A 14,700-nucleotide genomic window follows, 5' to 3' on the forward strand; every position below is an offset into this window, starting at 1 on the left:
GAAAGCCATCCTCTGCCAACCCTGGAGAATGATCTGTGGAGATAGTACGCGGCGCCCCAGCCCTATCTGAGTTTCGAACGGAAAAATTAATGCAACGGTTACGTCAGGCGGATGTTGCCGTACAGGACGTGTATGCCGAATACATACACTTCGTTGATGTTACCGCTTCATTATCAGAGGACGAACAACAGGTCTTAAAAAAGCTGCTGACCTACGGGCCAGCATTGGCTCAACATCTCCCTGAGGGCAAATTGCTTGCCGTGGTGCCGCGGGCAGGAACAATTTCGCCATGGTCATCAAAGGCCACTGATATTGCCCACAACTGCGGACTGGATAAAATCCGTCGCATTGAGCGCGGTATTATTTATTACCTCGAAGGCGAACTCAACGAAGAGCAACTCGCACGTGCCAGTGCGGTACTGCATGACCGTATGACCGAAATGGTGCTGCGCGATGTCGAGCACGCTGATCGGCTGTTTGCAGCAGCACAGCCTGAACCTTTGACTTCAGTCGATATTATGAGCGGTGGCCGGGCAGCGCTGGAGCGTGCGAACAACGACATGGGGCTGGCCCTTGCTGACGATGAAATTGATTATTTATTCGACAGTTTTACTGGGTTAGGCCGCAACCCGAATGATATCGAGCTGTATATGTTTGCGCAGGCGAATTCTGAGCATTGCCGGCATAAAATTTTCAACGCGGACTGGACTATTGATGGCAAAGAGCAGCTGAAATCGCTGTTCAAAATGATTAAAAACACCTATGAAGTGACGCCGGATCACGTCTTGTCTGCCTATAAAGACAATGCTGCGGTTATGGTCGGCTCTGAGGCAGGTCGGTTTTTCCCTTACCCGGCAGGCTCCCAGGCCGAGGGCGAGTACAGCTACTTCCACGAGCCAGTGCATATTTTGATGAAAGTGGAAACGCACAACCATCCGACCGCGATTTCTCCGTTTCCGGGCGCTGCTACGGGTTCTGGTGGTGAAATTCGTGACGAAGGTGCTACCGGTCGTGGCGCCAAGCCGAAAGCAGGCTTGGTTGGCTTTAGTGTTTCTAACTTACGAATTCCAGGCTTTGAACAGCCGTGGGAAGAAGACTTTGGCAAGCCGGACCGTATCGTTACTGCACTGGAAATTATGCTTGAAGGTCCACTCGGTGGTGCGGCATTTAACAATGAGTTCGGACGCCCGGCGTTAACCGGTTATTTCCGTACCTATGAAGAACGCGTGGAAAGCCACAATGGCGAGGAAATACGCGGCTACCATAAGCCCATCATGATTGCCGGCGGTATGGGTAACATCCGCGAGAATCATGTTGAAAAAGGCGAAATTAAAGTTGGCGCCAAGCTGGTTGTTTTAGGTGGACCGGCGATGAATATCGGGCTGGGTGGCGGCGCTGCGTCATCAATGGCCTCAGGCAGCTCCAGTGAGGATCTGGATTTCGCCTCGGTTCAGCGTGATAACCCTGAGATGGAGCGTCGCTGTCAGGAAGTCATCGATCGTTGCTGGCAGTTGGGTGAGAAAAACCCTATCGCGTTTATTCATGATGTTGGTGCCGGCGGCCTTTCCAACGCCATGCCAGAGTTGGTCAGTGATGGCGGACGTGGCGGCAAGTTCGAATTGCGCAAAGTGCCGAACGATGAGCCAGGCATGTCGCCTTTAGCGATTTGGTGTAACGAATCACAAGAACGTTATGTGATGGCGATTGATGCCGACCGCATGGACGTATTTGAAGATATTTGCCGCCGTGAGCGGGCACCTTTTGCGGTTATTGGTGAAGCTACAGAAGCAGAGCATCTCACTTTAACCGATAGCCATTTTGACAACACACCGATTGATTTGCCGCTAAATGTGTTGCTTGGCAAAGCGCCGAAGATGCACCGTGATGTGCAGCGCAAGCAAGCGTCGGGGCAGGCATTGCAAACCAACTCTATTGATTTAGCTGAGGCTGCAGAACGACTGTTGCGACTGCCGGCCATCGCCGAGAAAACCTTCCTGATCACCATTGGTGACCGCAGTGTGACCGGACTCGTGGCGCGTGACCAGATGGTCGGGCCATGGCAAATCCCGGTTGCCGATGTCGCGGTAACGGCTGCGAGTTACGATAGTTATGCCGGTGAAGCCATGGCGATGGGCGAACGTACGCCTTTAGCCTTGCTGAATTATGGCGCCTCGGCGCGAATTGCTGTTGGTGAAGCACTGACCAATATTGCTGCGGCAGATATTGGTGACTTAAAGCACATTAAACTCTCAGCAAACTGGATGGCTGCAGCAGGCCATCCGGGTGAAGATGCGGGGTTATACGAAGCCGTGAAAGCCGTGGGCGAGGAACTTTGTCCGGCGCTGGGCATCACCATTCCTGTCGGTAAAGACTCCATGTCGATGAAGACCCAATGGCAGGACGCCGGCGAGACTAAAGCCGTGACGTCGCCCATGAGTCTGGTTATTACCGCCTTTGGCCGGGTGCGTGATGTACGCCGTACGGTGACCCCGCAACTGCGTACCGATAAAGGTGAGAGCAAGTTAATTTTGGTTGATTTAGGATTGGGCAAGAGCCGTCTGGGTGGTTCGGCGCTGGCTCAGGTCTATCGTCAGCTGGGGGATGTAACGCCTGATGTTGATAGCCCGGAGCTGTTAAAAGGCTTTTTTAATGCGACCCAGCAGTTGGTTCGCGAGAAAAAATTACTGGCCTATCATGACCGTTCAGACGGTGGTCTTTTTGTTACTGTCGCGGAGATGGCTTTTGCCGGAAATTGTGCCGTAAGTGTCGCACTTGATGAGGTGCATACAGATAATCTGGTGGCGCTTTACGGTGAAGAATTAGGTGCGGTTCTGCAGGTACGCAAGGACGATGTTGATAAAGTCGTTGCAGCTTACGCCGAAGCCGGCCTGCAAGACGCTGTTAAAGTGATCGGCGAGGTGAGCACGGGCGATCAGCTGACATTCAGCCGTAATGGTGCTGAGGTGTTAAGTGGCGCGCGCAGTCATTATCGCAAAGTATGGGCGGAGACCACCCATAAAATGCAGCGTTTGCGCGATAACCCGGCCTGCGCAGATGAAGAATTTGCGGCAAAACAAGTCGCAGATGATACGGGCTTATTTGCTGATCTTTCATTTGATACAAGTGAAGATGTTGCGGCGCCTTATATCAATACCGGACGCGATCCCGTGGTGGCTATCCTGCGTGAGCAAGGGGTGAATTCCCATGTCGAGATGGCCGCAGCATTCGACCGTGCCGGCTTTGCCGCAATCGATGTGCATATGAGCGATATCTTATCCGGTCGCATCAGCCTTGATAAATTTAACGGTCTGGTGGCCTGTGGTGGCTTTTCCTACGGTGACGTACTTGGTGCCGGTGAAGGCTGGGCCAAATCGGTGTTATTTAATAGCCGCGCCCGCGACGAGTTCGCTGCTTTCTTTGAAAAGCAAAAAACCTTCGCCCTGGGAATTTGTAACGGCTGCCAGATGCTGTCGAATTTACGCGAGTTGATTCCTGGCGCAGAGGCCTGGCCACACTTTGTCACTAACCGCTCAGAGCGCTTTGAAGCTCGGGTCAGCATGGTTGAAGTGCAGGACAGTCCATCGTTGTTCTTCAATGGTATGCAAGGTTCGAAGATGCCGATTGCGGTGTCGCATGGTGAAGGCCGGGCCGAGTTTAAAGGTAACAACCTGGCGACCGTAACCGAGCAAGGTTTGGTAGCGCTGCGCTATATCACCAATAAAGGTTCGGTGGCTACGGATTATCCGGCTAACCCGAATGGTTCGCCTGAGGGTATTACCGGTTTAACCACACCGGATGGTCGTGTCTCGATCATGATGCCGCACCCGGAACGGGTGTTCCGTACCGTTGCAAATAGCTGGCATCCGGACGAATGGGGCGAAGACAGCCCATGGATGCGGATGTTCCGTAACGCCCGTGTTTACCTTGGCTAAGTTAATCAGGTGAACGGGAAAAGAAAAACCCTCGCCAAGGCGAGGGTTTTTTTATTGCGCTAACACCAGTTATCTGTGTTTCGCGCAAGCTACGACTTAGAAGTCGTAGCTGATACCAATGCGAATACTCCACAATGATGGGTCACCGACACGCGACTGGACGTTTTCTGGCGCGCGGAACGAATTGTACTGGTAGGCCCCATCACTTGAGCCATCTTCGATGTACTCAACGTTACCAATGTTAACCATGCGTGGGAAGCTACGCTCATAAAGTACGCCCCAGTCATCATTAATCAGGTTCGTTAAGTTATCAATAACGAAGAATGCACTTGCCTTATGGCCATCCAGGAAGCCTGGGAATTCCTGCTCAAAGCGGAAGTCCAGCTTTTGCCACCAGTCACTGTAAAACCCGTTACGTGGTGAGATGCCCCCGGCGTATTCGGACAAGCCGGTTTCCTCTAAGTAAGCAAAAAACGCAGCTGAATCGAAGTTCGGGCCCGCGACAAAGTCAGGGTCATCAGCGCCTGTTGGAATGTAGAACAATTGCCGGCCACCCGTGATATCGCCCGAAGGACCTGACATTACGAAGCTGTAAGGACGACCTTTGTTGGCTTGACCGAACAGGCTAAAGGTAGATTCATAGCCATCGAAAAACTCGGTGCGATATTGTGCAGTAAGAGTGAAACGATGAGGGATCTCATAGTTTGAAGTTGCCACACCAGGATCCTGGAAGTCAGCAACCGCGACGCTGGTGTAGTTTGAGTATGCTACTGAGCTGGTCATCGGATTCACGTCCTCAGCATCAGTATAGGCATAGGCCAGAGACCAATTTAAACCCCATTCGTGTTGCTTACTCAGTGCTAAAGAAAGGCTGGTACTCTTACCTGCATCACCATCGACATTGGTCAGCATAAAGGCATCAACCGGACCGCCCTGGAAGGTGCGTGGGATGCTTGGATAGATAGGACGACCATCTGGGCCTGTCGCAATCGGACCATAACCGCCGGTAGGCGTTCTGCGTAAATCGCTGATAATTGCCGCATCATTCTTCTCGGAATGCAGTAAGTCGGCGATAAGCACATAACCGCTATCGAAGGTGTATGTCGCACCTAAGGCGTACTTCCATTCGTTAGGCAGCTCAAAATCCGGATCCAGAACGTTAATTGGACCACCACCGTCGGCGGCAGCAACCTCATCTACCATCTCTTGCGGTATATCGTAAAGCGGACGGCCTGAACCATTGTGTGGAATGTCGAACAATGACTCACCCGCGCTGTTACGCCAGAAGACCTCGTATAACTTGGTGCCATTGTTCGAGTAGTTATTAGACAACCAGACGTTTGGGTTACCGCCAGAATAAAGGCCGATGCCACCGCGTACCTCAAGATTGTCGTCAACCACCCAGTTCACGCCGACTCGCGGTTGTAACAGACCTTCACCATCAAAGGTACTATCATTACGGAATCCGTAGGTATCGGCAAAATCTGCATTGAATGCTGGTGCGTCATCCGTGGTGTACCAGTCGTAACGCAGACCAAACGTTAAGGTTAGGTCGTAATCGATGAAGTAGTACTCATCTTGTAGGTAGGCAGTATTGATTGCGTAGGCAAATTCCCCGGCGCCATCAATCGGATTATTGGTTCCCGCCGCATTTTCGTAGGTGATTGAGTAGGGTACAGCATTCTCAAAATCATCGATGGAACGGAAGATAAACTCGCCTTCAGTCTCTTGCACGAACAAGTTGTAGACATCGTAGCGTTCTTTTTCGACACCAAATGACAAGGTATGGTCGTCAATTAAGTAGGTACCGGCAAGTTTAACGAAACTGGTGTCGTACTTAAGTTTGTTGGAATGACGTGAGTCATCCGCACCAAGGTAAACTGTTGGTACGTCGTTGTTGCCTGACGGACCTAATTCTAACTGGATTTCACCTACTTCAGTACCGCCTAGTGGCAGCACGCGGGCGTCGAGTTCAGAGTAACCCACACGAACTTCCGTTGAGAAGTTGTAGGTCCAGTCAGAATAAAGGTGCGCTACATAACTGGTAAATTCTGAGCCGCGCTGGTAGTAGTGATTGGAAAACTCAAGTTCAGTTGAGTCGCCATCAGACTGCGCAATTGAATAACCATCGTTGTAGTTATAGGTAAATGCGGCACGGTGCGATTCGTTGATGTACCAGTCGAGTTTCACAAGAAGTTTTTCGTCTTCAACCGGCAAGCTGGCGGGGAAACCACCTGGTTCGAAGCCGTATACATCCCGCGCAATTGCAGCAATACGCTCGACGTCAGCCTGGCTCACGCCCTCAATGATGGTTGCTGCATTGGTGCCTTCGGGACCGCGGTCAAAGGTATCAGCACCTTCAAGTTTTTCGTATGCAGCAAACCAGAACAGTTTGTCCTGCACAATTGCGCCACCGGCGTTAATGCCGTAGCGCTTTTCAGTAAAGTCGCCGATATTGATGTCGTCGCCTTCAAGGGTGTCACCTTGCATAGAGTCATTGGTGTAATCGAAGAAAAGGCTACCAAACAACTCGTTTTCACCGGATTTAGTTACCGCGTTAATGTTACAGGCGGTGAAACCACCGTACTGCACATCAAAAGGTGCAAGTTCCACAGCAACCTGCTCAATGGCATCGTATGAGAAAGGCATACGCTCAGTCGGGTAACCACTGGAGTTTAAACCGAAGTTATCGTTAGTACGCACACCATCGACAGTCAAACTGTTAAAGCGAGGGTTGGCACCAGCACACTGAATGCCGCGGGAGAAACTTTCGTCGATGTATACCCGCGGATCGATACGCAGCACGTCTTTGATGTCGCGGTTTACAGTCGGAGCATCCTGCAGATCACGCAGACCGAAGGTGGCGCCGGGGCTGTTAGAGCCTGATGTCATGTTCAGAACCCGACCAGTAACTTCGATCCGCTCTACCGATTGTTGCTCAACGAAAATGTTAAGGTTTTCGGTTTCGCCAAGGGTCAGGAAAATATCTTCAAGACGTTCAACGTTGCCCTGATTGTCAGTGACCTCAAGAGTATATGGACCGCCAACCGCTAAACCGCGGGCGGAAAACAAGCCGTTGGCATTGGACGTCAATGTACTTGAAGTGCCGGTGCGTTCATCAGTAAGGACAATTGAAGCGTTGCTTATGGCTTCGCCAGTCTGCTCGCTGACGACGACACCACGCACGCTGGACGAGGTTTCTTGCGCAGTTGCTGTTGCGGACAAGCCAATAGCTAAAGCTATCGCAGCAGCCATACGGCTAGGTTTATTTTTCAGCATGATGTTGCTTTCCTGGGTTATGGGTGGAACAGTTGGTCATTATTATGTCGAGCAGCTTAGTAAGCTTGTGTGACATTTTGATGAAATAGTAGTCAAAAAATAACCAATTCACACCATTTTTTCCGATCTTGCTATTTCGCTAAATTTTTCCGTCGCTTACGAAAAAAATCCTGCAAAATCGAAGCAGATTCCTGCTCCAGAACACCACCGATCACTGCAACTTTATGATTCATCGAGATGTGATTGAGTACTTCAATTGCGGTTCCTGCGGCGCCGGTTCTCGGATCATGTGCACCGTAGACCAGGGTTTTAATGCGCGCGTGTGTAATGAGTCCAGCGCACATAGCACAAGGCTCAAGTGAGACATAAAGCGTGGTACCGACCAGGCGGTAATTATTTAAGTAGTGGCCGGCGGCGCGGATGGCCTGAGCCTCGGCGTGCGCTGAAGGGTCGTGCCGACGAATGACTTCATTGAAACCTTCACCGATGATCTCGTTATCGAGGACCACCACCGCGCCGACCGGCACTTCACCGAATTGCTCGGCTTGTTGTGCGAGTTCAAGGGCGCGTCGCATAAAGCGTTCGTGTTCCATTCGCGATCTCGTTGGCAGACAATGGTGCGCATTCTAAAAAAAAGCCCCCGCAAATGCGAGGGCTTTTTGTACATTACCTGTACTTTTTACAGCTAACCTAAGGTTAGCTTAGAAACGGTAACGGATACCGATCTTCGCTTGCCAGGTAGAACGCTCTGGCAGGTAACGCGTTGGTGCCTGAGTCACGAGATCAAATGCACGGCTGTTATAAGGAACGCCGTAGACGTATTGACCGTCATCATTGATATAAGCACTTACGAGCTCGCGAACGTTATCACCATAAGGTAGTACGTGCTTCTGACCTGCATCTTTATCAAAGATAGCAACGAGGTTACGTACGTTGATGTACAGCTCACCTTTATGGCCTTCAACAAAACCTGGTAACTCCTGAGTAAATTTGAAATCCAGGTTAGTTGTCCAAGGACCACGTTCGGTGTTGCGTGGTACATAGCCGCCTTCGTAACCAGTTAACCCGGCACGTTGCAGGTAGTCCATGAATTGCTCGTAACTAAAGTTGTTTTCATAAGCGACTGCTGGATCGTTTGGTCCAGTTGGGATATACGGCAGATACACTGACGATTGACCTAAGGTACCAAATGGTTGGTTACCAAAGCTTACGTCGCCGTAGCTGTCATACACGTAGCCCCATGGACGACCAGAGTAACGCTCCCAGAACAGACCGAAGGTTGACTCGTAGCCACCAACGAATTCTGTTTTGTAGGTTAAGTCAGCCATCACGCGGTGCTCGACCTGGTAAGAAGCCGTACCTGGACGGACGTTCTGACGGTCAATGGCAACCGGGAAGCGGTAGTTCGAGATAGCTGTACTTGAGCTTCCCGCTACAGCTTCTTCAATATCCTGGTTGGTGTAGCTGGCACGCAGGCTGAAACCGTTATCCCATGCTTTACCTAAGGTAGTAGTAAAGATCTGGCTCTTACCACCGTCACCATTAGTTAATAACAGGTCATAACGCTGTACGTTACCGTGATCGCCAACACTTGTTGGAGTGTGATCATCAAGTGGATCGTCCACTACGTAGATGATACGACCGCCATCGACAGTGCGACGAACATTGCCTTCCTCGTCAAGCAGAGGTACGCGGGTTAAGTCTTTCCATTGCACGTCGTCTTTACGACGGGTGTAGATGTACTCAACGCTCGCGAACCAGTCATCGCCTAACGCTGGAATGCTGAAGTTGTTGAAGTCAACACCTAAGCTGCCACGCCAATCTGAAGGTAAGTCAAAGTCAGGGTCAATTGCATTGACGTAACCGTCAGCAATCAAACCGTCTTTAACTGCCTGAGGTACTTGTGTCGGATCTACGTTGTCGAAGAATACAGACCATGGCACGTCAGACAAGAAACGGTCGAATTGTGAGAATGTCAGACCATTGTTCGTGTACGAGTTCGATACCCACACATTTGGACGGCCACCTGCGTAGCGGCCGAAACCACCACGTACGCGGATATCGTCAGTGATCTGGTATTTAAAACCAACACGCGGTAAGAAGAGGTCTTTGCCGTTAAGGTTTTCAGTATTTGCAAAACCGTAACGTGCTGCGAATTTCTCGTTATAAACTGGCTTGTCTTCAGCATGCATGCGCTCATAGCGCAGACCGAACATCAACTCTAAGTCCCAAGTTGGCTGCCAGGTATCCTGGATATAAACCGCTTGGGTGCCCTGAGTAAAGTTCGCCGCTGCATCATTGATGTCGCCGGTTAAGCTACCTGAGTAGTAGAACGCACCTGCTTCACGATTAGCAAAGTCTTCGATGCTATCAAATTCCCATGAACCTAAAGCGTTTTGTACGAACAGGTTATAGATATCAGTTTCTGAGAATGCATAACCAAAACCGATAGCATGGTCACCTAACAGGTATTCACCGTTGGCCTGGAATTCCAAAGTGGAGTTCTCGCCTTCGTTGGCGTGGCGTGAATAGTCAGGACCAAATTCAATGGCGTTACGACCACCAACTTCTACGGTCACCATGCCAAGAGTACGCCCGGCAAGTGGATCCTGGATAGCTGTAACATCTTTGTACGACAACTTAACGTCGCTGGAGAAGTTTGAGTTCCAGTTTGAGTAGACCTGCAACGCATAAGCGTCAAGGATTTGTTCGTTGTTGTACCAGCTTGAAGAAAGCGTAAGAGTACCGTCACCGCCGTATTGGTTACGGATCGAGTTACCATCAGTGCGCTGGTAAGTAAAAGCTGCACGGTGCTCGTTACTGACGTTCCAGTCAAGTTTCACCAACAACTTGTTGTCTTCTTCTTCAGCAGGAATGTCCCAGCCGCCAATTTGCGCGTCGGTTAAACCGTAAACGTCGCGAGCGATGGTTAATACCTGGTTCAGTTCTTCAGTGGTGATGTTGGCAATGTTCGCAGCATCTGAGCCAATTGGACCACGGTAAGGTGCGTTGGTCTCGTTCTGGGTTTCATAGTTCACATAGAAGAACAATTTGTCTTTAATGACCGGTCCGCCAAGGCTGATACCAAAAGTTTTCTCTTCGTAGTCAACGTTCGGTGGCAGTGCATCTTCATCATATTTAGATGCTTCAGCGTCGCCTGCAAGGCTGTCGCTGGTGTATTGATAAAACAACGAGCCTTTGAGTTCGTTAGTACCAGATTTTGTTACTGCGTTAACTTTCGCACCGGTAAAGTTGGTGTCTTTCGCGTTGAAAGGCACAACATCAACAGTGATCTGTTCAATAGCGTCGATAGAAATAGGTGAACCCTGAGTCGGGTAACCATTAGAGTTCAGGCCGAAATCGTCATTTTGCGCGATGCCATCAACAGTAATTGAGTTGTAGCGTGGGTTGTTACCAGCAACAACTAACTGGTCACCGTCGCCTAGCTGTGTTGCCAGTGGATTCAGACGAACAATTTCTTTCAGGTCGCGGCTGTAAGTTGGTAATGCTTCAATCTGCTCTTCGCCGAATGAGCTGCTCGAACCATTGTTTAGTTGTGCGTAGTTGATCGCCTGGCCGGTTACGGTGATACGCTCAACATCATTTGCTTCAAGCTGCGCATTTAAACGGAAGGTTTCGCCAAGCTTCAGGAATACTTCTGAGTATTGTGCATCCTGGTATACGTCCGAGTCTAAGGTGATGCGGTAAGGACCGCCAACACGAAGACCGCTCGCAATAAAAGTACCTGTGTCATCGGTAGTGACTTCAGTGGTTGAACCTGAAGGTATATGCTCAATAACAACTTTAGTACTGGCAGCTCCATTACCTTGTGGACCTAAGATTTCACCTCGTAATGACGCTGAGGTATCTTGTGCCACTGCAGTTGCTGAGGCCAAGCCTAAGGCAACTGCGATTGCACTTGCGGTGCGGGAAAATCGCATAGATGTTGTCATCTTTCTAAATTTCCTGGGTTGTGGTTTGAAAAAATTTTTGAAAGGCAATACTGCTTGATGTTGAGCCTTGTATTTCATGTCGACGCTTTTATAACACGTATATGTGTCAAATTTGTGACGGCATTTTAATCAAAACAGATTAGAATTGCACCGATTTTCTGGAACTAATAAAGTAAGATTTTGTCGTAGCGCACTCGCCAAAAGGACAATGAAATTGATGAAGCCAGTCATTCTCGGAGTTGCAGCTTTATTTGTAAGTTTCTTAACTGGATGTGATATGCCACAAAAAGAGCCAACAGCACCTGTCACCCTTCGTATCGCGACTTTTAATGTGAGCATGGATGCGTCAAATTACATAGCTGCTGAGCAGTGGCAGGAGGCTGGTGCCGACGCGCTTCCTCAGGCGTTGCGGGATGGCCATCCGCAGATCAAAGCGATTGCCGAAATTATCCAGCATGTACGCCCGGATATTTTAATTTTAAATGAGTTTGACTACCTTCCTGAGGCTGATGTGCTGGCTAAGTTTCAGCAGGACTATTTAGAAGTGAGTCAAAATGGAGAGGCGCCCATCGCTTTTCCATATAGCTATACCGGGCCGGTCAATACTGGCCGCTCAAGCCCATTTGATCTCAATCGTGATGGAAAGAAAACCGGCGTAGGAGAGGATGCCTGGGCGTACGGAAACTATCTGGGCCAGTACGGTATGGCGATACTCTCACGTTACCCGCTAAACCAGCAAACCAGCCGAACTTTCCAGTATTTTCGCTGGGGCGACTTACCCGGTGCTTTGCAACCGCTGGTACCCAATTCATACGAGCCCTGGTACAGCCCGGCGGCCTGGGCTGAGATGCCACTGAGTTCGAAGTCACATTGGGATATCGTGGCTGAGGTGGGCGGCTTTGATTTACATTTGCTGGTCAGCCACCCGACACCACCGGTATTTGATGGTGAAGAAAATCGCAATGGTCGTCGTAATTTTGACGAGATCCGCTTTTGGAAGGAATACATAGGTCGTGCTCCGACAGATTTTATTTATGATGATCAGGGTCGCCGGGGCGGCTTGAGTGAGAACAAACGGTTTGTTATTGCGGGCGACCTTAACGCCTCGATCGAAAGTGAAGACAACCTGCCGGGAGCAATTGAGCAGTTACTTGAACACCCCTTGGTGCAAGGCGACTTTGTGCCGACCAGTAAAGGTGGCGCGGCACACACCCCGGATAATCCGTTAGCCGGACAGCACACCGCGAGCTGGCGCAAGCGTGCTGATTACGTATTACCATCAAGCTATGGCATCAAAATTATTGATGGTGGTGTATTCTGGCCGCTCGCTGAGGAAGATAAGGCCGAGCTGGTAAGCGAAAGAGAGCGGTCATCGGATCATCGACTGGTGTGGCTTGACATACAATTGCAGTAATTTTCACAAAAATGTCGTAGATTCATAAAAGTGTCACATAGAACAGTAATAATCGACGCAGCTTGAATACGACTAGGTGAAACAAGATGTCCAGAAAAATACTGATCGTTGAAGATGAAGCGCCCATTCGTGAGATGTTGAGCTTTGTCATGGAACAGCACGGCTATCAAGCAGTTGAGGCGGGTGATTATCAACTGGCGTTAGAGAAAATCGTGGAACCCTTTCCCGATATGATTCTACTCGACTGGATGTTGCCAGGCGGCTCTGGCATTCAGTTGGCGAAAAAATTAAAAACTGATGATTTCACCCGCGGCATCCCCATCATTATGCTTACCGCACGCGGTGAGGAAGAAGATAAAATCCGCGGCTTAGAAGTCGGCGCTGACGATTACATTACCAAGCCTTTTTCACCGAAAGAACTGATGGCGCGTATGCGGGCCGTGTTCCGCCGCGTGTCGCCTACTGTATTAGACGAGCCATTAGAGATTGAAGGGCTCAAGCTTGACCCAGTCTCGCATCGTGTCAGCGCATATAATGACCGTCTGGATATGGGCCCCACCGAATTTAAATTGCTACACTTCTTTATGACACACCCTGAACGCGTGTATAGTCGGGAGCAACTCTTAGATCATGTTTGGGGAACCAACGTTTATGTCGAAGACCGCACTGTTGACGTGCATATTCGCCGTTTACGCAAAGCTATCGAAATGCATGGCCACGACCGTTTGGTGCAAACCGTACGCGGTGTCGGCTATCGCTTCTCCAGTCGCTAAACCACAAGGTTAGCGGAGCATGGATAAAAAGTACTCAGTTTTCTTTATCCTGCGAGGCTTTTTGTGGTACCTCGCGCCACTTGCCCTGCTGGGATGGTTGGTCGGTTCTTTTTGGCAGACCCTGACCATTGGTTTGTTTGCTCTTCTGGTCTGGCATTATTACTTTCATTACAAGCTTGTCGACTGGCTCTGGAACCGCCGCGCTCTGCTCCCGCCCAGTGCGCCCGGAAGCTGGAGTTATATTTACGATGGTATCTATCGAACCCAGCGTCGCAGCCAGCAACGCCGGCGCGCTCTGGCGCGGATTTTACGGCGTTTTCGTGAAGCCTCTGAAGCGATCCCCGATGCGGCAATCGTGTTCCGTCGTGATGGTGGTTTGATTTGGTGTAACCGGTTGGGGCAGTTTTACTTTGGCTTAAAGTGGCCGGGGGATACGGGTATTCGGTTGTCGAGCCTGATTCGGCATCCGGCGTTTATTAGTTACCTGCAGAAGGGCGATTTCACCGATGAGATCTATTTGCCTTCACCGGTCCGTGAAGACATCGAATTAGAGATTCGCATCATGCCTTATAGTGATGACCAATTCCTGTTGATGGCGCGTGATGTCACCCAGTTACGGCAACTTGAACAAATGCGCAAAGAATTCGTAGCCAATGTGTCGCACGAATTGAAAACCCCGCTGACGGTAATTCAGGGCTATCTGGAAATGTTCGATGATGATCCTGCCGCAATGCCGCCGGCAATGTTGCAAAAAGCAGTAAAAGACATGAGCGGGCAAAGTACCAGAATGCGTAATCTGGTTGATCAACTGCTCTCCTTGTCGCGCATTGACTCAGCCCGGGGCGATATCTTCGAACGTGTAGTCAATGTGCCTGATGTATTAAAACGACTGCAGCATGATGCCGAACGACTCAACAAAAATAAACAGCATCAGCTGGTTTTCGAGATTGCCGGGCAATCAATGTACGGCCATGAAGATGAGTTACGTAGCATATTTTCAAATCTCATCACCAATGCGATTCACTATACCCAGCCGGCAGGTAAAATTACCGTGCGCTGGCGCCCGGTGGGCGATCAAATGGAATTCAGCGTCAGCGACAATGGCCCTGGCATTCCGGCTGAGCATATGCCCAGAATTACCGAACGTTTTTACCGGATTGATAAAGACAGAAATAGTAGCAAGGGTGGCTCAGGTTTGGGTCTGGCGATTGTCAAACAGGCGGTTGATCATCATCACGGTAAGCTGACCATCGACTCAGTTGTCGGGCGCGGTTCAACCTTTAGCGTCCGTATTCCCCAGGAACTGGTAGTGACTGAACAGTCTTAATGACATTAAATTGGCAGAAATA

Annotated in this window: 7 protein-coding genes; 4 read left to right on the forward strand and 3 right to left on the reverse strand. The window is 50.1% G+C overall.

Going from position 1 to position 14,700, the window contains the following annotated elements:
* The first annotated feature begins 35 nt into the window (after positions 1-35).
* Positions 36-3,932, forward strand: coding sequence for a phosphoribosylformylglycinamidine synthase (gene purL, locus CWI69_RS11520; protein ID WP_126764467.1), 3,897 nt, complete (start codon positions 36-38; stop codon positions 3,930-3,932).
* Between the two features lie 96 nt (positions 3,933-4,028).
* On the opposite strand, the gene CWI69_RS11525 is transcribed toward purL, so the two are convergent.
* The 3 genes from CWI69_RS11525 to CWI69_RS11535 all read right to left on the reverse strand — a co-directional run bounded on the left by CWI69_RS11525 (position 4,029) and on the right by CWI69_RS11535 (position 11,164).
* Entirely contained in the window at positions 4,029-7,211 is a 3,183-nt protein-coding gene (locus CWI69_RS11525; protein WP_126764468.1) for a TonB-dependent receptor, read from the reverse strand.
* Positions 7,212-7,342: 131 nt separating this feature from the next.
* Positions 7,343-7,804, reverse strand: coding sequence for a tRNA adenosine(34) deaminase TadA (gene tadA, locus CWI69_RS11530; RefSeq protein ID WP_126764470.1), 462 nt, complete (start codon positions 7,802-7,804; stop codon positions 7,343-7,345).
* 108 nt (positions 7,805-7,912) lie between these two features.
* Positions 7,913-11,164 carry a TonB-dependent receptor gene (locus tag CWI69_RS11535; RefSeq protein WP_157984272.1) on the reverse strand — a complete coding sequence of 1,084 codons (3,252 nt, stop codon included), beginning with the start codon at positions 11,162-11,164 and terminating at the stop codon, positions 7,913-7,915.
* 277 nt (positions 11,165-11,441) lie between these two features.
* Here CWI69_RS11535 and CWI69_RS11540 point away from each other — a divergent pair, with 277 nt between their 5' ends.
* The 3 genes from CWI69_RS11540 to phoR all read left to right on the forward strand — a co-directional run bounded on the left by CWI69_RS11540 (position 11,442) and on the right by phoR (position 14,678).
* Positions 11,442-12,578, forward strand: a complete 1,137-nt coding sequence (locus CWI69_RS11540; protein ID WP_241971111.1) for an endonuclease/exonuclease/phosphatase family protein — start codon at positions 11,442-11,444, stop codon at positions 12,576-12,578.
* 86 nt (positions 12,579-12,664) lie between these two features.
* A complete protein-coding gene (phoB, locus tag CWI69_RS11545; RefSeq protein ID WP_126764474.1) occupies positions 12,665-13,351 on the forward strand; it encodes a phosphate regulon transcriptional regulator PhoB in 687 nt (228 codons plus the stop codon).
* Between the two features lie 19 nt (positions 13,352-13,370).
* Entirely contained in the window at positions 13,371-14,678 is a 1,308-nt protein-coding gene (gene phoR / locus CWI69_RS11550) for a phosphate regulon sensor histidine kinase PhoR (protein ID WP_126764475.1), read from the forward strand.
* Positions 14,679-14,700 lie beyond the last annotated feature (22 nt).

Origin of the sequence: Pseudidiomarina halophila, from assembly GCF_003987215.1 — a bacterium.
Taxonomy (GTDB): Bacteria; Pseudomonadota; Gammaproteobacteria; order Enterobacterales; family Alteromonadaceae; genus Pseudidiomarina; species Pseudidiomarina halophila.

Bases quoted from the DNA above. Each gene is read 5' to 3' on its own strand.
- CWI69_RS11540 (WP_241971111.1), top strand. From the start codon at position 11,442: ATGCCACAAAAAGAGCCAACAGCACCTGTCACCCTTCGTATCGCGACT.
- CWI69_RS11535 (WP_157984272.1), bottom strand. From the start codon at position 11,164: ATGACAACATCTATGCGATTTTCCCGCACCGCAAGTGCAATCGCAGTT.
- tadA (WP_126764470.1), bottom strand. From the start codon at position 7,804: ATGGAACACGAACGCTTTATGCGACGCGCCCTTGAACTCGCACAACAA.
- CWI69_RS11525 (WP_126764468.1), bottom strand. From the start codon at position 7,211: ATGCTGAAAAATAAACCTAGCCGTATGGCTGCTGCGATAGCTTTAGCT.
- phoB (WP_126764474.1), top strand. From the start codon at position 12,665: ATGTCCAGAAAAATACTGATCGTTGAAGATGAAGCGCCCATTCGTGAG.
- phoR (WP_126764475.1), top strand. From the start codon at position 13,371: ATGGATAAAAAGTACTCAGTTTTCTTTATCCTGCGAGGCTTTTTGTGG.